Genomic DNA, 18,568 nt, shown 5'->3' with positions numbered 1-18,568 from the left:
CTCGCCATGAGGACGCCATGAGCCGAGCGCCGGCTCGCGTGCGGGGTCAACGCTGTGCCCGCCCATGGCCGCCTCATGGCCGGCTCATAGGAACTTCCGCAGAATGGATCCCGTGACCACGACCTCGCCCTCCGGCTTCCAGCCCGCCGCCGCCCCGCAGCCCCGCCTCACCCGCGCCGACGGGTCGCCCATCCGGGTGCTCGTCGTCGACGACGAGGCGTCCCTCACCGACCTGCTGCAGATGGCGCTCCGCTACGAGGGGTGGCAGATCCGCACGGCCGAGGACGGGCACCAGGCGCTCGCCGCCGCGCGCGAGTTCAAGCCCGACGCCGTGGTGCTCGACATCATGCTGCCGGACCTCGACGGGCTCCAGGTCCTGTCGCGGCTGCGGGCCGACGCCGAGGACATCCCGGTCCTCTTCCTCACCGCGAAGGACTCGCTCGACGACCGGCTCGCCGGCCTCACCGCGGGCGGCGACGACTACGTCACCAAGCCGTTCAGCCTGGAGGAGGTAGTCGCCCGGCTGCGCGGGCTCATCCGCCGCTCGACGCTCGTGGTCAGCGACAGCGTCGACCCGGTGCTCCGCGTGGGCGACCTCGCGCTCGACGAGGACAGCCACGAGGTCAGCCGTGCCGGCGATCCCATCGAGCTCACCGCCACCGAGTTCGAGCTGCTGCGCTACCTGATGCGGAACCCGCGCCGCGTGCTCAGCAAGCTGCAGATCCTCGACCGGGTGTGGAGCTACGACTTCGGCGGCAAGTCGAGCGTGGTCGAGATCTACATCTCCTACCTCCGCCGCAAGATCGACGCCGGCCGGAACCCCATGATCCACACGGTGCGCGGCAGCGGCTACATGCTCAAGGCCGCGGAGTGATCGACCGGCTGCGGACCCGGCTGGCCGCGGCGGCGGGAGGCATGACCCTGCGCCGCCGCCTCGTCCTCAGCGTCGTGGGGCTGCTGGCGCTCGCGAGCATCCTCATCGGCGCGGTCAGCATCCTCGCCCTGCAGGCGTCGCTCGTGCAGCAGGTCGACGAGCAGCTGCGCGCCACCGCGTCGCGCTCCCAGAGCTTCGTGGACCGGGATCCGGACGACTACGGCAGCTTCCCCGGCGCCCCTCCCGGCGGCCTCGGCGCGTTCGGGCAGCAGGTCGGCACGATCAGCGCGACCATCGTCGGCGGCGTGGTCACGGGCGGCTACATCGCCGACCGCGACGCGGCCGAGGGCGAGCCGGGCGGCGCGGGCGCGGTGGCGCTCACCGAGCGCCAGAGCCAGCTGCTGCAGAGCGTGCCCACCGACGAGTTGCCGCGGACGGTCGACCTCGGCGGGGCGCTCGGCCGGTACCGGCTCGTCGGCGACACCTCCTCGACGGGCGCGACCCTCGTCACGGGACTGCCGCTGAAGCCCGCCGACGACGTGGTCGAGCAGCTCGTCGTCGTGATCACGGTGGTCGCCGCGATCACGCTCGCGCTCGCGGCGTTCGTGGGCGCGCTCATCGTGCGCCGGGCGCTGCGTCCGCTCGACCGGGTCGTCGACACGGCGACCCACGTGGCCGCGCTGGAGCTCGATCGCGGCGACGTCGCCCTCGAGGCGCGCGTGCCCGCGTCCGACACCGACGAGCGCACCGAGGTCGGTCGCGTGGGCGCCGCGCTCAACGGCCTGCTCGGGCACGTCGCGGCGGCGCTGTCGTCGCGGCAGGCCAGCGAGGCGAAGGTGCGGCGCTTCGTGTCGGACGCGAGCCACGAGCTGCGCACGCCGCTCGCCTCCATCCGCGGCTACGCCGAGCTCACCCGGCGCGGGCCGCACCAGCTGCCCGAGGACGTCACGCACTCGCTGTCCCGCATCGAGTCCGAGTCGGTGCGGATGACGACCATCGTCGAGGACCTGCTGCTCCTCGCGCGCCTCGACGAGGGGCGGGAGCTGGAGTCGGACCCGGTCGACGTGACGCGGATCCTGCTCGACACAGTCGGCGACGCGAGCGCGGCCGGCCCCGACCACGGCTGGGACCTCGACCTGCCCGAGGAGCCCGTGACCGTCCCCGGCGACGACGCGCGGCTCCGCCAGGTGGTCGTCAACCTCCTCGCGAACGCGCGGACGCACACGCCGGCGGGCACGCGCGTCGTGGCGTCGCTCGCGGTCGAGGGATCCGGGTCGGACGCGCACGCCGTGATCCGCGTCACCGACGACGGCCCCGGCATCCCGCCCGCCCTGCAGGACACCCTGTTCGAGCGCTTCGTGCGCGGCGACGGATCCCGCGCCCGGTCGACGGGTGGCACGGGCCTCGGTCTCGCGATCGCGCAGGCCATCGTGTCGGCGCACCAGGGCGCCCTCTGGGTCGAGTCGGAGCCGGGCCGCACCGTCTTCGGGGTGCGGCTGCCGGTGGTGCGGCGGGCCGCGGAGGCGCGGGCCGCGTCGGGTGCGCCCGCCGCTTCCCTGCCGACCGGTGCCCCGCATCGCTGGGCCGCGCCGACGGGCGCGCCCCTCGCAGACCGTCCCGGCCCGCGGTCGGCCGACTGACGTGGATCCCGTCCGCCGCCTCATGTTCTGGCTGCGCGTGCCGTTCGTCGCGGACGCCGCGCTCGTGGTCATCGGGGTCGCGCTGCTCGTCGGCGGCGACGGGGTCGGCTGGTGGGTGCTCGCGTTCGCGGGGCTGCGCGCGGTCGTCGGCGTGGTGGCGATCGTGTGGATCGCGCCGCGGATGATCGCCCGGCTCGCCCCGGCGCCCGAGGCGTCCGGCACCCGTCCGGCAGGCTCCGAGCCGCCCGCCCCCGACCCCGGAACCGCCCGTCGCTAGGCTGGACCCCTGATCCGGGCGCCCGAGCCGCGGGTCGAGAGGGTCGTCATCGTGAGCGCAGAGCCAGTCGTCGTCGAGTCCGCGGAGCCCACCGGCGGCATCCGCGTGCGACGCGCGCGCACCGGCGACGTGCCGCGGATCCAGCAGCTCGTCGAGCCGCTCGTGATGGACGGGATCCTCCTCGGCAAGGACCTCGTCGTCCTGTACGAGAACGTGCAGGAGTTCCGGGTCGCGGTCGACGCGTCCGGCGAGGTCGTCGGCTGCGGCGCCCTGCACGTCATGTGGGAGGACCTCGGCGAGATCCGCACCCTCGCCGCCGCCCCGCACACGCGCGGCACCGGGGTCGGCCACGCGCTGCTCGAGCGCCTCGAGGACGACGCCCGCGAGCTCGGCCTCAGCCGCCTGTTCTGCCTGACCTTCGAGGTCGGCTTCTTCACGCGGCACGGGTACCACGAGGTCGCGGAGTCGATCATCGCGCAGGAGATCTACTACGAGATGCTCCGCTCGCACGACGAGGGCATCGCCGAGTTCCTCGACCTCTCCCGCGTGAAGCCGAACACCCTCGGCAACACCCGGATGCTCAAGGCGCTCTGACCGGCGGGCGCGCCGACCCGGCCCGGCGCGCGGGCGACCGTAGCCTGTCGTCATGTCCTCGACCTCGCCCGGAGGCCGCCCGTCCGCGGCCGTGTACCGCCGTCGCCGTCTGCTCGCGCTGCTCGTCGTGGTGGCCGTGATCGCCGTCGTCGTGATCATCGTCTCGAACCTCGGGCGCGGCACGGCCGACACCGCGGCGCCGGGCGCGACCCCGAGCGCGGAGGCCGCGGACGGCGGCTCGGGTGATGCCGACGCGGCCCCCGCGCCCACGCCGAGCGCGAGCACCGGCACCGCGACGAACGCCGACGGATCCTGCGCCGCGGGCCAGCTGACCGTGACGCCCGTGACGGACGCCGCGTCCTACAAGGCGGGCGTGCTGCCCAAGCTGTCGTTCACCGTGACGAACACGGGCATGGAGCCCTGCACCGCGAACCTCGGGACGACCACGCAGGTGTTCACGATCTCGAGCGGATCCGACGTCTACTGGAAGTCCACCGACTGCCAGACGGGCGCGGAGGACGCCCAGGTCGAGCTCGCGGCCCGCACGCCGCAGACCTCGTCGCCGTTCGAGTGGTCGCGCCAGCGCTCGTCCACCACCACGTGCCAGGAGCAGCAGCGCCCGGCCGTCCCCGCCGGCGGCGCGACGTACACGCTCTCGGTCGAGGTGGCCGGCGTGAAGAGCGCCGAGCCGAAGTCGTTCCTGCTGTACTGACCGGCGTCGCCCGTCGTGCGCACCTGACGACGGTTCTCGATTGGATGCACGCATTGCCATCCATGCATATGTCTGTCATCCTGGTGCTCCACCCACGGAAGGACGCACCATGACCGACACCACCGAGACGCACGCCGAGCACTCCGTCGCCGAGCACCAGCACGGCGCCGACTGCGGTCACGAGACCGTCACGCACGAGGACCACGTGGACTTCGTCCACGACGGCCACAAGCACGCCGAGCACGGCGACCACTACGACGAGCACTGATCCGTCGCGCGGCATCGCGCGCTGATCGAGACGGGGACCGGCCGCGAGGCCCGGTCCCCGTCGTCGTAGGATCGGGCAGATGACCTACCCTCCCGCCGGCTTCGAGCAGGCAGCCGACCTCTTCAAGGTCCTGTCGTCGTCGTCCCGGCTGGGGCTCCTGGGCCTCCTGGCGTCGCGGCAGATGACGGTGTCCGAGCTCGTGGACGAGTCCGGGATGTCGCAGCCGCTCGTGTCGCAGCACCTGCGGGTGCTGCGATCGTCGGGCCTCGTCACCGTGCAGCGCACGGGGCGGATCGCCCACTACGAGGTGGCGGACACGCACGTGAGCCACGTGGTGGACGACGCGGTCGCGCACGTGCGCGAGCACGCGGCCGGATCCGTCGACGCGGGCTGAGCGCCCCCGCCTCCCCGCCCGCCGGATCAGAACGCCTCGTCGAGCTCCTTCTCCCGCTCGCTCTTCGCGAGGGAGAACGCCCGGCCGAGCGCGGAGAACAGCGGCCCCCACTCGGCGTCGACGATCTGCGTGAAGCCGAGCCGCCGGGCCTCCGCCGCGCGCTGCGGCGCCGACGTGACGCCGCGGATCTCGCCCGCCAGGCTGATCTCGCCGAACGCCGCGAGGTCGTGCGGCATGGCCTTGCCGTTGACGGCGGAGACGAGCGCGATGGCGATCGCGAGATCCGCCGCCGGCTCCGTGAGCCGCACGCCGCCGACCGTGGAGACATAGACGTCGCGGTCCGAGAGTCGCACGTTGGCGCGCTTCTCGAGCACCGCGAGCAGCATGGCGACGCGCGACGCGTCGACCCCGTTCACCACGCGGCGCGGCTGCGGCGCCTTCGTGTCGACGACGAGCGCCTGCACCTCGACGGGCAGGGCGCGGCGGCCCTCCATCGCGACGGTGACGCACGTGCCCGAGACCGAGTGGACGCCGCGCGAGAGGAACATGCCGCTCGGATCCGGCACCTCGACGATGCCGTCGCCCGCCATCTCGAAGCAGCCGACCTCGTCGGTGGGGCCGAAGCGGTTCTTGAGCGCGCGGATGAAGCGGAGCGACGTCTGCCGGTCGCCCTCGAACTGGCAGACCACGTCGACCAGGTGCTCGAGGAGGCGGGGGCCGGCGATGGAGCCGTCCTTCGTGACGTGGCCGACGAGCAGGAGCGGCAGGTCGCGCTCCTTGCAGACGCGGATGAGCGTGACGGCGACCTCGCGCACCTGGCCGGGGTGGCCGGGCAGGCCGTCCGAGGTGCTGCTGGAGACGGTCTGCACGGAGTCGACGATGAGGAGGTCGGGCGCCACCTGCTCGATGTGACCGAGGATCGTGCCGAGGTCGGTCTCGGCCGCGATCATGAGCGACTCCTGCAGCCCGCCCGTGCGCTCGGCGCGCATGCGCACCTGCGCCACGGACTCCTCGGCGGTGACGTAGAGGACCTTCGCGCCCTTCGCGGCGGCGCGCGCCGCGACCTCGAGCAGCAGCGTGGACTTGCCGACGCCGGGCTCGCCGCTCATGAGGATGGCCGCGCCCGGCACGATGCCGCCGCCGAGCACGCGGTCGAGCTCGCCGACGCCGCTCGGGCGGTGGCTGGCGGACGCGGTGCCGACGTGCATGATCGAGCGGGCCTGGCTGGACCCGGCGGGCGTGAGCGTGGTGACCCGACCGGCGGCCGCGGGCGTCTGCGACACCTCGGCGACGGTGTTCCACTGCTGGCACTGGCCGCACTGCCCGACCCACTTCGGGGTCGTCCACCCGCACTCCGAGCAGCGGTACGAGGAGTGGATGCGGGCCATGCGGGGGACTCTACCGGCGGCCGCCGACACCGCTGGACGCACCGGTCGGGCCGGCAGGCGGCCGTCGCGCTAGGCGTCGCGGCGGCGGAACAGGAGGGCCGCGACGGTGGCCGGGATCACGAGCCACGCCGCGACGACCGCGACCTCGAGGAGCGTCACCGGGGGCGGGGCGATGCTCCCGGTCGTGCCCGTCAGGATCCGGCCCGCCTGGGTGAGGAGCAGGTCGTGGACGGCCACGTCGCCGATGTCGGGCAGCAGGCCCACGAGGTTCGGCAGCACGAGCTGGATCGCGATGATGGCGGTGATCCCCGCCACGCCGCTGCGCGTCAGGGTCCCGAGTGCGAGGCCGAGGAGGGCGACCAGGGCGAGGTACGCACCGGATCCGAGCAGCGGCCCGAGCACGCCCCACGACGCGAGGCTGCCGTCGTAGCCGAGGTCGGCGCGCGTGCCGGTGGTCAGCGCGTAGGCGGCGAGGCCGGGCATCACGCCGAGCCCGAACGCGACCAGGGCGGTCGCGAGCGCCTTCGCGGCGAGCGCCTCCAGTCGGTTCGGCACCGCGGCGAGGGTGGAGGCGATCGTGCGGCTCGAGTACTCGGACCCCATGGCGAGCACGCCCAGCACGCCGACGGCGATCTGGCTGAGCAGCAGGGGCGTCGTGAGGATCGCGGCCGTGCCCGCGTCGATCGTCGCCGGCGAGGCGCCTCGGGGCAGCGGGTTGGCCACCAGGGAGGCCATCGCGCTGATGCCCGCTCCGGCGAGCGCGACCAGGACCACCGTCCAGCGGATGGACCGGAGCGTCGCGAGCTTCCGCAGCTCCGCGGCGGTCGCACGTCGGAACGTGACCCGGGTCGGCCGGGGGAGGCGTGCGGTCCGCGGTCGGCGGGAGGATCGGGCGGCGTGGATCATGCGGCCGACGCTACGGAGCGGACGCGCGGTGCCGAGTCGGGCGGCGGTGCCGCGCGGATGGGCCGCGGGTGCCGTGCGCAGGAGGTCCGCGGTACCCGGGGCGCCGCGTCGGGTCAGCGCCCCGACACCGCCAGCGCCCGCACGACCGCGGGGAGGAACGGCAGGAACGCGCTCGCCCAGACGCGGTAGCCGCGGTCGTTCGGGTGGAAGAGGTCGCCCGCGGCCTGGGTGAGCGCGAGGATCGGGGTCTGCCGGCGGGTGGTGGCGTGGAGGGGAGCGATGCGCAGGCCGCGGTCGGCGGCGAGGCGGCGGACGATCTCGTTCGCGACCCGGACCTTGCGCTCGTTCGCGGGGAAGTGGAAGCACGGCAGGTCGGCGACGACGGTGGTCGGCGGCACGGCGTCGAGGATCCGGCCGAGGTCGCGCTCGAAGGCGACCGGCTCGAACGCGGCGATGTCGTTGGCGCCGATCGCGAGGGTCACGACGTCGGGCTGCAGCTTCGCCAGGCGGGGGAGCTGGTAGTCGATGAGGTCGGCGACGCGGGCGCCCGAGACGCTGAGGTTGACGGTGCGGACCGTGCGGCCGCTGAGGGCGCGGATCCGGTCGGCGAGGATCCCGACGTAGCCGTTGCCCGGGCGGCTCGCGCCGATGCCCTGCGCGGTGGAGTCGCCGAGCGCGACGTAGAGGAGGTCGCCCTCGGTCTTCGCGTGGTCGCGCCACCAGGCGGAGTTGACGGGGAGCGTCTCGTTGAGGATCACCGCCCGCTCGCGGCGGCCGGCCTCGAAGCGGCGCGGCACGACGAGGGCGGCGGCGGTGAGGCCGCCGAGCGCGGCGGCGGCGGCGATGACGGCGGCGGGACGGGCGGAGCGGGTGGTTCTCGTGGGCACCTCGGGAGCATACGCGCGTGTCCCCGGGTGCCGACTGGCCGGGCCGATGACGGGCGTCACACTGGAGGCATGAGCGTTCATCCGACAAGAACGGCGGGAGGCGAGCTGTCCGCCGCTGACGGGACGCGGAGAGCGCTGGGCATCTCGTCGGCCGTCGTCTGCTTCTGCGGGGGTTCGTTCGTCCTCTTCCAGGCCGTGTCGTTCTTCGCCGAGAGTCTTTCCCCGGGGACGAGTGAACTAGGGGCTGCGGGGTTCGTGATCACGGCCTTCATAGGGCTCATCGCCTTCGCAGGATTTCTGTGCGCCGCGCTGTGCCTCCGGTCCCATGGGGTGGTGCGGTCGCGGTGGGCCGTCCCGGTCCTGCTCGTCGCGGGCGCCGGGATCAACCTCCTCAACGCCGCGATGCTGAGCGGGCCCTACGGGCTGTGGCTCTCGGGACTGCCCTGGCCGGTCCTCATCCTCCTGTTGCCGGGTCCTGCGGTGCCGCTCGGGATCGCGTCGATCGTCGTGTACCTCGCGCTGCGAGTGCGCACGTGAGCCTCCCGGCGGCGGATCAGGCGACGCGGAGGCCGCGTGCGAGGAGCGATGCGACCTGCCGTGCCTCGGATGTCCGGCGGGGGCTTTCGGCCGCGGCTCCGATCCCGTGGAGCGCCATCATCACGGCCCCCGCGCTCACGTCATCGCGGATCGTGCCGTCGGCGACCCCTCGTGCCATCAGGTCGGTGAGGGTGCGTTCGAGCTCGCTCCCGCCCTCGGCTCGGGCCGCGGCGTCCACGATGCCCGCCAGCGTGCGCGCGAGCGGGGCGTGCTCGAGGACGTAGTCCACGAATGCACGCACGAACGCGTCCAGGGCCTCCGCGGGCGGGAGCGACGAGGCGCGGCCTCGCTCGCAGAGCGCGTCCACCTCGCCGCGGTAGACGGCCGCCGCCAGCGCCTCCCGGGTGGGGAAGTGGCGGTACAGGGTCCCGACGCCCACTCCCGCGCGCGCGGCGAAGTCGTCGAACCTCAGCTGCTCGTCGTGCTCGAACACCGACCGCGCCGCGGCGATGATCGCGTCGCGGTTGCGGCGTGCGTCGGCCCGCAGCGGCTTGTCCTCGGCCATGCGCCCTCCCGTTGACATACGGAGATGACCTCCACATACTGACGGTGTGGAGATCGTCTCAACTTTAGCGGGAGGAGTGCCATGAGGATCCTCATGTTCGGACGCGGGGTCATCGCGACCATCTACGGCCAGGTGCTCCAGGAGGGCGGGCACCAGGTCGAGTTCCTCGTGCGCCCGGGCCGTGCCGCCGAGTACGGCGACGAGGTGCGGACCGACGTCGTGGACGCGCGCCGCTCGCCCCTGGGCCGCCGCGTCCGCACGTCCCTCGCGACGCGGCTGCGGGAGTCCCTCGGACCTGCGGACGGGTTCGACCTCGTCGTGCTCAGCGTCGGACACCACCGCCTCGAGGAGGCCGCCGCGTTCCTCGCGCCCCGCATCGGCGACGCGACCGTGCTGGTCTTCGGCAACGTCTGGGACGAGCCGCTCACGGCGATCGCGCCGCTTCCCGCCGAGCAGGTGGTGTTCGGATTCCCCCAGGCCGGCGGCGGCTTCGGGCCGGACGGGGTCCTCCACGGCGCCCTCTTCCGATCGATCGTCCTCGACGCATCCGAGCGAGCGACCGGTCGTCGCGGGCAGCTGGTGCGCGCGGCGTTCCGGCGAGCGGGGCTGGGCACCCGGGAGGAGGAGGACATGCGGGGATGGCTGCTGCTTCACTTCGCCATGGACGCCGGCATGTTCTCCCAGGCGCTGGCCGCGGGAGGTCTCGCGCGCATGGTCGGGGACCCGCGAGCGCTCCGGGAGGCCTTCCTGGCGAGCCGCGAGCTGATCCCCGTGCTCGAAGCCCGCGGCATGGACCTCCGCAGGCACGTCGGTCCCGCCCTCCCGTGGCGACTGCCCGGGCTGACCGCCGCGATGCTGGCGGCCGCGACCGTCCTCGTGCCGATCGCGCGGGTCAGCCTCGCCGCGCACACCGATCCGGACGCCGCCGAGCACCGCGCTGTCCTCGCCGATGCGCTGAGCACGGCCCGGCAGCTCGGCATCCCGACGCCGCGGCTCGCGCGAGCGGCACGCTGACCCGTCCGTCGGCTGGCGGTGGCTACGCCTCCTCCGGCGCCCGCCCCGCCCCCGCGGGCACGAAGCGGTAGCCCATGCCCGGATCCGTGAGCAGGTGCCGCGGGTGGGACGGATCCGGCTCGAGCTTCTTGCGCAGCTGCGCCACGTAGAGGCGGAGGTAGCCGCTGTCGTTCACGTGGGTCGGGCCCCAGATCTCGGTGAGGAGCGTCTGGCGGGAGACGAGCCGGTCGGGGGCGCGCACGAGTAGCTCGAGCACCTGCCACTCGGTGGGGGTGAGGCGCACGCGCTGGTCGGCGCGGGTGACGACGCGCGCCGCGAGGTCGACGGTCACGTCGGCGAACGACACGGTGGCCGAGCGGTCCTCGTCGGCGGCGGCGCGGCGGCCGAGGGCGCGGATCCGGGCGAGCAGCTCGTCGATGGAGAACGGCTTCGTGACGTAGTCGTCGGCGCCCGCATCCAGCGCCTCCACCTTGTCGGCGGCGCCCGAGCGGCCCGAGACCACGAGGATCGGCGCGGTCGACCAGAGCCGGAGCGCCTGGATCACCTCGACGCCGTCGAGCCGCGGCATGCCGAGGTCGATCATGTAGAGGTCGGGCTTCTCGGCGACGGCCAGGCGGATGGCGGCGGCGCCGTCGTCGGCCGTGATGATGTCGTAGCCGAGGCTCGTGAGGGTGATGCGGAGGGCGCGCAGGATCTGCTGGTCGTCGTCGGCGATGAGGATCCTCACGCGGTCACCTCCGAGGCGGGTGCGGCGGCGGCAGTGGCGGCGGCGGCAGCGGCGGCCGGCGGCGCGGCGGGCGCGGATCCTGCCCGGCAGGCCGGCAGCGCGACCACCATCGTGAGCCCGCCGCCCGGGGTGTCCTCCGCGGTGAGCGTGCCGCCCATCCCCTCGGTGAAGCCCTTCGAGAGCGCGAGGCCGAGGCCGAGGCCGGACGCGTTGTCGGTGTCGCCGAGGCGCTGGAACGGCACGAACATGTCGTCGCGGCGCTCGGGCGCCACGCCCGGGCCGTGGTCGACGACGCGCATCTCCACCGACTCCGCGAACGCGCTCGTGCTGAGCCGCACCGGCACCCCCGCGGGCGCGTGCCGCACGGCGTTGCTCAGCAGGTTGACGACCACGCGCTGCAGGAGGCCCGGATCCGCGACCGCGCCGGGGAGGTCCGGCGCGAGGTCGAGCACGGCGTCGGCGGGTCCGAGGTCGAGCTCGTCGAGGGCGGCGAGCACGACGTCGTCGAGGTCGACGTCCATCAGCCGCACGCCGAGGACGCCCGCCTGCACGCGGCTCACGTCGAGGAGGTCGGTGACGAGGTCGGCGAGCGTGCCGAGGCTCTCCTCCGCGGTGGCGAGGAGCTCGTCGCGGTCGCCGTCGGCCCAGCGCATGCCGGGGGAGCGGAGGGCCGTGACGGCGGCGGTCGCGGCGCTGAGCGGCCGGCGGAGGTCGTGGCTGACGGCCGAGAGGAGGGCGGTGCGCACGCGGTCGGTCTGGGCGAGCGGGCCGACCTCGCGGGCGGTGTCGGAGAGGTCGCGGTGCTCGAGCGCGGCGTCGAGCTGGGCCGCGATGACCCGCAGCAGGCGGCGGCCGGACGCCTCGAGGTCGTCGCCGTAGAGGGTGAGGACGGCGCGGGATCCCACGGGCACGTCGGTGGAGCGGGTGCCGGTGACGACGCCGTCCCACGCGATCGTCGCCTCGCGGTCGGCGAGCTTCACGCCCTGCAGCCCGAACGCCTCGCGCGTGCGGCTGACGAGCGCGTGCACGGCCCCCTCGCCGCGCAGGACGGATCCCGACACGGTCGCCAGGAGCTCGGCCTCGGCGGCCGTGCGGCGGGCGAGGCGCGTGCGGCGGGCGGCCTGGTCGACGATCCAGCTGACGAGCAGCGCGATGACCACGTAGAGCACGAGCGCGAGCATGTGCAGCGGCTCGTCGACGGTGATCGTGTAGAGCGGGTCGATGAAGAAGTAGTCGAGCGTGAACCCGGAGAGCACGGCCGCGAACAGGGCCGGCCAGATGCCGCCGACGAGCGCCACGAGCACCACCAGCAGCTGGTACGAGAGCACGTCGCTCGTGATGGAGTCCTCGGAGCGCGTGGCCGAGAGCAGCCAGGTGAGCAGCGGGCCGCCGACGAGCGCGAGCACGGCGCCGAGGATCCGTCGCTTGACGGTGAGCGCGCCGCCGCGGATGCGGGGCAGCTGGAAGCGCCCGCCGGCGGCCGCGTGCGTGACGATGTGCACGTCGATGTCGCCGGACTCGCGGATCACGGTCGCGCCGATGCCGGGCCCGGTGGTCGCGGCGGCGAGGCGGCTCCGGCGGCTCACGCCGAGCACGAGCTGCGTGGCGTTGGAGGCGCGCGCGAAGTCGACGAGCGCGCGCGGGATGTCGTCGCCGACGACCTGGTGGTAGCTGCCGCCGAGCGAGTCGACGAGCGCGCGCTGGCGGGCGAGCGCCTCCGGGCTGCCGGAGCGGAGGCCGTCCTGGCTGGAGACGTGCACGGCCATCAACTCGCCGCCGGCGGAGCGGGCCGCGATCCGGGCGCCGCGCCGGAGCAGGGTCTCGCCCTCGGATCCGCCGGTGAGCGCCACGACCACGCGCTCGCGGGCCTCCCAGCGGGCGTCGATCCCCTTCTCGTCGCGGTAGGCGGCGAGCGCGGTGTCGACCTCGTCGGCGAGCCAGAGGAGCGCGAGCTCGCGGAGGGCCGTGAGGTTGCCGAGGCGGAAGTAGTGGGAGAGGGCCGCGTCGATCCGCTCGGCCGGGTACACGCGCCCGCCGGCGAGCCGGTCGCGCAGAGCCTCGGGCGCGAGGTCGATCACCTCGATCTGGTGCGCCTCGCGGAGCACGCGGTCGGGGATCGTCTCGCGCTGCGGCACGCCCGTGATCTTCTCGACCACGTCGTTGAGGGACGCGATGTGCTGGATGTTGACGGTCGAGATCACGTCGATGCCGGCGTCGCGGATGAGGTCGACGTCCTGCCAGCGCTTCTCGGAGCGGCCGCCCGGCGCGTTCGTGTGGGCGAGCTCGTCCACCAGCGCGATGGCCGGCCGGCGGGCGATGACGGCGTCCACGTCGAGGTCCGTGATCTCCACCCCGCGGTGCGACACCTCGCGCCGCGGCAGGATCTCCAGGCCCTCGAGCATCGCCGCGGTGGCGGCGCGGCCGTGGGTCTCCACGACCGCGACCACCACGTCGGCGCCCTCGTCGCGCAGCCGCCTGCCCTCCTCGAGCATCGCGTAGGTCTTGCCCACGCCCGGCGCCGCTCCCAGCAGCACCCGCAGTCGACCGCGCTTCATGTCCTGTCCCCCTCGCCCGCGTGATGCGGGCGTCAGCCGCCGAGGCCGGCGAGCGCGATGTTGAGCTCGAGCACGTTGACGGTCGGCTCCCCGAGGTAGCCGAGGTCGCGCGCCTGGACGTGCTGCTCGACGAGTCCGGCGACCTCCTGCTCGGGGATGCCCCGGGCCGAGGCCACGCGGGCCACCTGGAGTCGAGCGTATTCCGCGCTGATGTGCGGATCGAGCCCGGAGGCCGACGCGGTGAGCGCGTCGGCCGGGATGGCGCTCGGATCCACGCCGTCGGACGCGGCGATCGCGGCCCTCCGCTCCTCGATGGAGGCGACGAGGTCCTCGTTCTCGGGGCCGAGGTTGCTGCCGCTGGAGGCGGACGCGTCGTAGCCGTCGCCCGCGGCGGAGGGCCGGGACTGGAACCACTCCGGGAGGGCGGCGCCGTCGGCGTCCGTGAAAAACTGGCCGATGAGCGAGGATCCGACGACCCGGCCGTCGGCGGAGACGGGCGAGCCGTCCGCGCGGGCCGGCATCGCGAGCTGGCCGACGCCCGTGACGACGGCCGTGTAGCCGACGCCGAGGATCACGGTGAGGACGGCCATCGCGCGGACGGCCGTGCCGGCGGTGCGGAGGGACTGGCGGGGGGAGGGCATGGGGTTCCTTGTCTGGTGGGGCGTGCGGGGTGCGGGATCAGAAGCCGGGGATCAGGCTGACGACGAGGTCGACGAGCTTGATGCCGACGAACGGCGCGACCACGCCGCCGACCCCGTAGACGAGCAGGTTCCGGCTGAGCACCTTGGAGGCGCTGAGCGGCCGGTACTTCACCCCGCGGAGGGCGAGCGGGATGAGCACCACGATGATCAGGGCGTTGAAGACGATCGCCGAGAGGATCGCGGAGGCCGGCGAGTGCAGCTGCATCACGTTGAGCACCGCGAGCTGCGGGAAGACGCCCGTGAACATGGCCGGGATGATCGCGAAGTACTTGGCGATGTCGTTGGCGATGGAGAACGTGGTGAGCGCGCCGCGGGTGATGAGCAGCTGCTTGCCGATGCGGACGATGTCGATGAGCTTCGTCGGATCCGAGTCGAGGTCGACCATGTTGCCGGCCTCCTTCGCGGCCGACGTGCCCGTGTTCATCGCGACGCCCACGTCGGCCTGCGCGAGCGCCGGCGCGTCGTTGGTGCCGTCGCCGGTCATGGCGACCAGGCGGCCGCCCTCCTGCTCCTTGCGGATGAGCGCGAGCTTGTCCTCGGGCGTCGCCTCGGCGAGGTGGTCGTCCACCCCGGCCTCGGCGGCGATGGCGCGGGCGGTGAGCGGGTTGTCGCCCGTGATCATCACCGTGCGGATCCCCATCGCCCGCAGCTCCGCGAACCGCTCCTTGAGGCCGTCCTTCACGACGTCCTTGAGGTGCACGACGCCGAGCACGCGGCCGACGCCGGCGGCGTCCTTGGTCGCGACGACGAGCGGGGTGCCGCCGCCGTTCGAGACGGACTCGACGGTCTCCATCAGCTCGGCGTGCAGCGACGACGGCAGCGGACGGCCGCCCTCCTCGAGCCACGCGATGACGGCGGACGATGCGCCCTTGCGGACGACCGTGCCGTCGGGCAGGTCCACGCCCGACATGCGGGTCTGGGCGGTGAACGGCACGTCCACGCCGCGGGGCAGCGTCGACGTGTCGAGCCCCTGCGCGATCGCGAGGTCGACGACGCTGGATCCCTCCGGCGTCGGGTCGGCCAGCGACGACATGGCCGCCGCCCGGGCGAGCTCGTCGTCGCCCACGCCGTCGACGCGGATCAGCGCGCTGGCCCGGCGGTTGCCGTACGTGATGGTGCCGGTCTTGTCGAGGAGCAGCGTCGTCACGTCGCCCGCGGCCTCGACCGCGCGGCCCGACATCGCGAGCACGTTCCGCTGCACGAGCCGGTCCATGCCGGCGATGCCGATGGCGGACAGCAGCGCGCCGATGGTGGTGGGGATCAGGCAGACGAGCAGCGCGATGAGCACCGGCACGCTCACGGTCGCCGCCGAGTAGGAGGCGATGGGGTTGAGCGTGAGCGCCACGACCACGAACACGATCGTGAGGCTCGCCAGCAGGATGTTGAGCGCGATCTCGTTCGGCGTGCGCTGGCGCGACGCGCCCTCGACGAGGCCGATCATGCGGTCGACGAAGGTCTCACCGGGCTTCGAGGTGATGCGCACGACGATCCGGTCGCTCAGCACCCGCGTGCCGCCCGTGACGGCGCTGCGGTCGCCGCCGGACTCGCGGACCACCGGCGCGGACTCGCCCGTGATGGCCGACTCGTCGATGGAGGCGATGCCCCACACGACGTCGCCGTCACCGGGGATCGACTCGCCCGCGACCACGACGACCATGTCGCCGAGGGTGAGGTCGGCGCTCGACACCTCGCGGAGCGCGGCTCGCTCGGCGCCCGGGTCGGCGGACGCGTCGTAGGACGCGACCACGTGCGCCATGGTGCTCGTGCGGGTCTTCCGCAGGCTGTCGGCCTGCGCCTTGCCGCGGCCCTCGGCCACCGACTCCGCGAGGTTCGCGAAGACGACCGTGAGCCAGAGCCACAGGGCGATCCCGGCCGTGAAGGTCGCGGGCACGGCGCTGCCGCCGGAGGATCCGGGGCCGCCCGTGAAGGGCTCGGCGATCGCGAGCACGGTGGTGAACGCGGCGCCGACCTCGACGATCAGCATCACCGGGTTCCGCCACATCAGGCGCGGGTCCAGCTTCCGGAACGCGCCGGGGAGCGCCTCGGCGAGCTGCCGCGCGTCGATGGCGCGGGCGCGGGACGCCTTCGGCTCCGCCGTGCCGGTGGTGCCGGTCGTGCGGGACGGACCGGTCGGGCCGTCCGCCGGCGCGGAGCCGGCCTCGGGGGCGGTGGTGATGGTCATGACTGCAGCCCTTCCGCCAGGGGACCCAGCGCGAGAACGGGGAAGTAGGTGAGAGCGGTCACGATGACCGTCACCCCGATGAGGAGGCCGACGAACTGCGGCCGATGGGTGGGCAGGGTCCCCGCTGTGGAGGGGATGCGGTCCTGCGCCGCGAGGGATCCGGCGAGCGCCAGCACGAGCACGATCGGCAGGAACCTGCCGAGCAGCATCGCGACGCCGAGCGCCGTGTTGAACCAGGGCGTGTTCGCGGTGAGGCCGGCGAATGCGGATCCGTTGTTGTTGCTCGCGGAGGTGAACGCGTAGACGACCTCCGAGAGGCCGTGGAGGCCGGGGTTCCAGATGCTGGTGCCCTCGACGTCCGCCCGGATCGCGGGGATCGCGAAGCTCAGCGCCGTGCCGACGAGCACGAGGACCGGCGTGACGAGGATGTAGAGGCTCGCCAGCTTGATCTCGCGCGGCCCGATCTTCTTGCCGAGGTACTCGGGCGTCCGGCCGACGAGCAGCCCCGCGACGAACACCGCGATGACGGCGAGCACGAGCATCCCGTAGAGGCCGGATCCGACGCCGCCGGGGGCGACCTCGCCGAGCATCATGTTGAGCATCGGCATCATGCCGCCGAGCGCCGTGTACGAGTCGTGCATCGAGTTGACGGCACCCGTCGAGGTGAGCGTCGAGGTGGATCCGAACAGCGTCGAGAGCACGATGCCGAAGCGCTGCTCCTTGCCCTCCATGGCGCCGCCCGCGGCCATCGGGGCCGTGCCCGCACCCTGCAGCTCGAAGAGCGTGAGGGCGGTGAAGGACGCCAGGAAGATCGTCGCCATGACGGCCGCGATCGCGGTGCCCTGGCGGGTGTCGCCGACCATCTTGCCGAAGGTGCGGGGGAGCGAGAACGGGATCACGAGCATCAGGAGCACCTGGAACGCGCTCGTCCAGGCGGTCGGGTCCTCGAACGGGTGCGCGGAGTTCGCGTTGAAGAACCCGCCGCCGTTCGTACCGAGCATCTTGATCGCCTCCTGCGAGGCCACCGGCCCGCCCGGGATGGTCTGCGTGCCGCCCGCGAGGGTCTGCACCTCCTGGAAGCCCAGGAAGTTCTGGATCACGCCGCCCGCGATGAGGACCACCGCGGTGACGAGCGACAGGGGGAGGAGGAGGCGGAGCGATCCGCGGATCAGGTCGACCCAGAGGTTGCCGATGGTGCCGCTGCGCGTGCGGGCGAAGCCGCGGACGAGCGCGATGGCCACCGCGATGCCGACCGCCGCCGAGACGAAGTTCTGCACCGCGAGCCCGGCGAGCTGGACCGTGTAGCCCATGGTCGCCTCGGGCGAGTACGACTGCCAGTTGGTGTTGGTGACGAACGAGACGGCGGTGTTGAAGGAGAGGCCCTCGGGCACGGCGGGGAGGCCGAGCGCGTAGGGGAGGAACGCCTGGAGGCGCTGTATCGCGTAGACGACGAGGACGCCGACGAGCGAGAACGCGAGCACCGCGCGGAGGTAGGCGGGCCAGGTCTGCTCGGAGCGGGGATCCACGCCGATGACGCGGTAGATCCCGCGCTCCACGCGGGTGTCGTGGCGCGACTCGTACATGCGCGCCATGAGGTCGCCCAGCGGGCGGTGGACGAGGACGAGGACCAGGACGACGGTGGCGACCTGGAGGATGCCGGCGAGCGTCTCCATCAGAACCGCTCGGGGCGGATCAGGGCGTACACGAGGTACACGACGGACGCGATGCCGAGCACGGCGGCGGCGAGGCCGGCGGCGTCGGCGAACGAGCTGATCACAGCTTCTCCACCCCCCGGCCGACGAGGCCGACGAGGGCGAACAGGACGATGGCGCCTGCGATGTACACGAGGTCGAGCACGGGGATCCTCCGTTGAGGGGGTGCCGCGCCCGGCTGGGGCGCGGGTGCCCGGCGGGGCACGAGGCACCACTAGACACCTCGCGTGCGGGCGTCCTCACGCATCCATACGGTTCCCTCACGGCCCGGCGGGGAACCTCACGACACTCCTACGCGGCGGGATCGCCGCCGTCGCGACGAGGTGCCGCGTGCCTCCTTCTGGGGCGCGCACGGCGGCCGGCGGTGAGGCTCTCGGCCCTAGCGTGGAGGGCATGGCGAACCGATCCCCCTGGCTCCAGCCCGGCCCCGCGAAGCGCTGCGCCCGGCTCGCCGTGGTGTGGGGCGTGCTCGCCCTGTTCGCGGCCGTGATCGCGGTCGCGCTCGTCGACATCCCGGTCGCGGGCCGGCTCTGCGAGGCGCTCGCCGCGGTCGCCTTCGCGGTGCTCGCGATCGCCTACTACGCCAGCTACCGCGTGCACGCCCGTGGGGGCCTGCCGGGCTGAGCACACCGCGG

Annotated in this window: 21 protein-coding genes; 10 read left to right on the top strand and 11 right to left on the bottom strand. The window is 73.6% G+C overall.

Going from position 1 to position 18,568, the window contains the following annotated elements:
• The first annotated feature begins 103 nt into the window (after window positions 1–103).
• From ACT7CP_RS14200 to ACT7CP_RS14170, 7 genes are all read left to right on the top strand, one after another.
• Complete coding sequence (locus ACT7CP_RS14200; protein ID WP_445442702.1) at window positions 104–874, top strand: response regulator transcription factor; 771 nt, start codon at window positions 104–106, stop codon at window positions 872–874.
• A 41-nt stretch (window positions 875–915) separates the two neighbouring features.
• On the top strand, window positions 916–2,514 hold the full coding sequence (locus ACT7CP_RS14195; RefSeq protein ID WP_445442701.1) for a sensor histidine kinase: 1,599 nt from the start codon (window positions 916–918) through the stop codon (window positions 2,512–2,514).
• A gap of 1 nt (window position 2,515) precedes the next feature.
• Window positions 2,516–2,791, top strand: a complete 276-nt coding sequence (locus tag ACT7CP_RS14190) for a hypothetical protein (RefSeq protein WP_445442700.1) — start codon at window positions 2,516–2,518, stop codon at window positions 2,789–2,791.
• 51 nt (window positions 2,792–2,842) lie between these two features.
• Window positions 2,843–3,385, top strand: a complete 543-nt coding sequence (locus ACT7CP_RS14185; RefSeq protein ID WP_445442699.1) for an amino-acid N-acetyltransferase — start codon at window positions 2,843–2,845, stop codon at window positions 3,383–3,385.
• A gap of 52 nt (window positions 3,386–3,437) precedes the next feature.
• On the top strand, window positions 3,438–4,097 hold the full coding sequence (locus tag ACT7CP_RS14180; RefSeq protein WP_445442698.1) for a hypothetical protein: 660 nt from the start codon (window positions 3,438–3,440) through the stop codon (window positions 4,095–4,097).
• 109 nt (window positions 4,098–4,206) lie between these two features.
• A complete protein-coding gene (locus ACT7CP_RS14175; protein ID WP_307505928.1) occupies window positions 4,207–4,365 on the top strand; it encodes a zinc transporter permease in 159 nt (52 codons plus the stop codon).
• 79 nt (window positions 4,366–4,444) lie between these two features.
• A complete protein-coding gene (locus tag ACT7CP_RS14170) occupies window positions 4,445–4,759 on the top strand; it encodes an ArsR/SmtB family transcription factor (protein WP_413961642.1) in 315 nt (104 codons plus the stop codon).
• 26 nt (window positions 4,760–4,785) lie between these two features.
• Here the strand turns inward: ACT7CP_RS14170 and radA are convergent, their stop codons facing one another.
• From radA to ACT7CP_RS14155, 3 genes are all read right to left on the bottom strand, one after another.
• On the bottom strand, window positions 4,786–6,147 hold the full coding sequence (radA, locus tag ACT7CP_RS14165) for a DNA repair protein RadA (RefSeq protein WP_445442697.1): 1,362 nt from the start codon (window positions 6,145–6,147) through the stop codon (window positions 4,786–4,788).
• A 69-nt stretch (window positions 6,148–6,216) separates the two neighbouring features.
• Window positions 6,217–7,053 (bottom strand): hypothetical protein, encoded by an 837-nt coding sequence (locus tag ACT7CP_RS14160; RefSeq protein WP_445442696.1) that lies wholly within the window; start codon window positions 7,051–7,053, stop codon window positions 6,217–6,219.
• A gap of 113 nt (window positions 7,054–7,166) precedes the next feature.
• Window positions 7,167–7,940 carry an SGNH/GDSL hydrolase family protein gene (locus ACT7CP_RS14155; RefSeq protein WP_445442695.1) on the bottom strand — a complete coding sequence of 258 codons (774 nt, stop codon included), beginning with the start codon at window positions 7,938–7,940 and terminating at the stop codon, window positions 7,167–7,169.
• Window positions 7,941–8,009: 69 nt separating this feature from the next.
• Here ACT7CP_RS14155 and ACT7CP_RS14150 point away from each other — a divergent pair, with 69 nt between their 5' ends.
• Window positions 8,010–8,477, top strand: a complete 468-nt coding sequence (locus ACT7CP_RS14150) for a hypothetical protein (RefSeq protein ID WP_445442694.1) — start codon at window positions 8,010–8,012, stop codon at window positions 8,475–8,477.
• Between the two features lie 16 nt (window positions 8,478–8,493).
• Here ACT7CP_RS14150 and ACT7CP_RS14145 read toward each other — a convergent pair whose 3' ends face one another.
• On the bottom strand, window positions 8,494–9,042 hold the full coding sequence (locus ACT7CP_RS14145; protein ID WP_445442693.1) for a TetR/AcrR family transcriptional regulator: 549 nt from the start codon (window positions 9,040–9,042) through the stop codon (window positions 8,494–8,496).
• Window positions 9,043–9,123: 81 nt separating this feature from the next.
• On the opposite strand from ACT7CP_RS14145, the gene ACT7CP_RS14140 reads away from it, so the two are divergent.
• Window positions 9,124–10,056: a ketopantoate reductase family protein gene (locus ACT7CP_RS14140; RefSeq protein ID WP_445442692.1), complete on the top strand. Its 933-nt coding sequence runs from the start codon at window positions 9,124–9,126 to the stop codon at window positions 10,054–10,056.
• A gap of 22 nt (window positions 10,057–10,078) precedes the next feature.
• On the opposite strand, the gene ACT7CP_RS14135 is transcribed toward ACT7CP_RS14140, so the two are convergent.
• Genes ACT7CP_RS14135 through ACT7CP_RS14105 form a run of 7 tightly spaced genes read right to left on the bottom strand, consistent with a single transcriptional unit; the run spans window position 10,079 to window position 18,138 of the window.
• Window positions 10,079–10,783, bottom strand: coding sequence for a response regulator (locus ACT7CP_RS14135; RefSeq protein WP_445442691.1), 705 nt, complete (start codon window positions 10,781–10,783; stop codon window positions 10,079–10,081).
• A complete protein-coding gene (locus ACT7CP_RS14130) occupies window positions 10,780–13,338 on the bottom strand; it encodes a DUF4118 domain-containing protein (RefSeq protein ID WP_445442690.1) in 2,559 nt (852 codons plus the stop codon). Before ACT7CP_RS14130 ends, ACT7CP_RS14135 begins: the two co-directional genes overlap by 4 nt.
• 32 nt (window positions 13,339–13,370) lie before the next feature.
• Entirely contained in the window at window positions 13,371–13,979 is a 609-nt protein-coding gene (gene kdpC / locus ACT7CP_RS14125) for a potassium-transporting ATPase subunit KdpC (protein WP_445442689.1), read from the bottom strand.
• Between the two features lie 37 nt (window positions 13,980–14,016).
• Window positions 14,017–16,221: a potassium-transporting ATPase subunit KdpB gene (kdpB, locus tag ACT7CP_RS14120; RefSeq protein ID WP_445442688.1), complete on the bottom strand. Its 2,205-nt coding sequence runs from the start codon at window positions 16,219–16,221 to the stop codon at window positions 14,017–14,019.
• Complete coding sequence (gene kdpA, locus ACT7CP_RS14115; RefSeq protein ID WP_445442687.1) at window positions 16,218–17,894, bottom strand: potassium-transporting ATPase subunit KdpA; 1,677 nt, start codon at window positions 17,892–17,894, stop codon at window positions 16,218–16,220. Before kdpA ends, kdpB begins: the two co-directional genes overlap by 4 nt.
• Entirely contained in the window at window positions 17,894–17,998 is a 105-nt protein-coding gene (kdpF, locus tag ACT7CP_RS14110; protein ID WP_307505958.1) for a K(+)-transporting ATPase subunit F, read from the bottom strand. Before kdpF ends, kdpA begins: the two co-directional genes overlap by 1 nt.
• A complete protein-coding gene (locus ACT7CP_RS14105; protein ID WP_413961632.1) occupies window positions 17,995–18,138 on the bottom strand; it encodes a hypothetical protein in 144 nt (47 codons plus the stop codon). The genes kdpF and ACT7CP_RS14105 overlap by 4 nt, the downstream gene beginning before the upstream one ends.
• Before the next feature lie 188 nt (window positions 18,139–18,326).
• On the opposite strand from ACT7CP_RS14105, the gene ACT7CP_RS14100 reads away from it, so the two are divergent.
• Window positions 18,327–18,557, top strand: coding sequence for a hypothetical protein (locus tag ACT7CP_RS14100; RefSeq protein ID WP_445442686.1), 231 nt, complete (start codon window positions 18,327–18,329; stop codon window positions 18,555–18,557).
• The last annotated feature ends 11 nt before the right edge of the window (window positions 18,558–18,568 follow it).

It is taken from the genome of Clavibacter rahimiani, from assembly GCF_052654495.1.
This window is presented reverse-complemented; position numbering and strand designations above follow the sequence as displayed.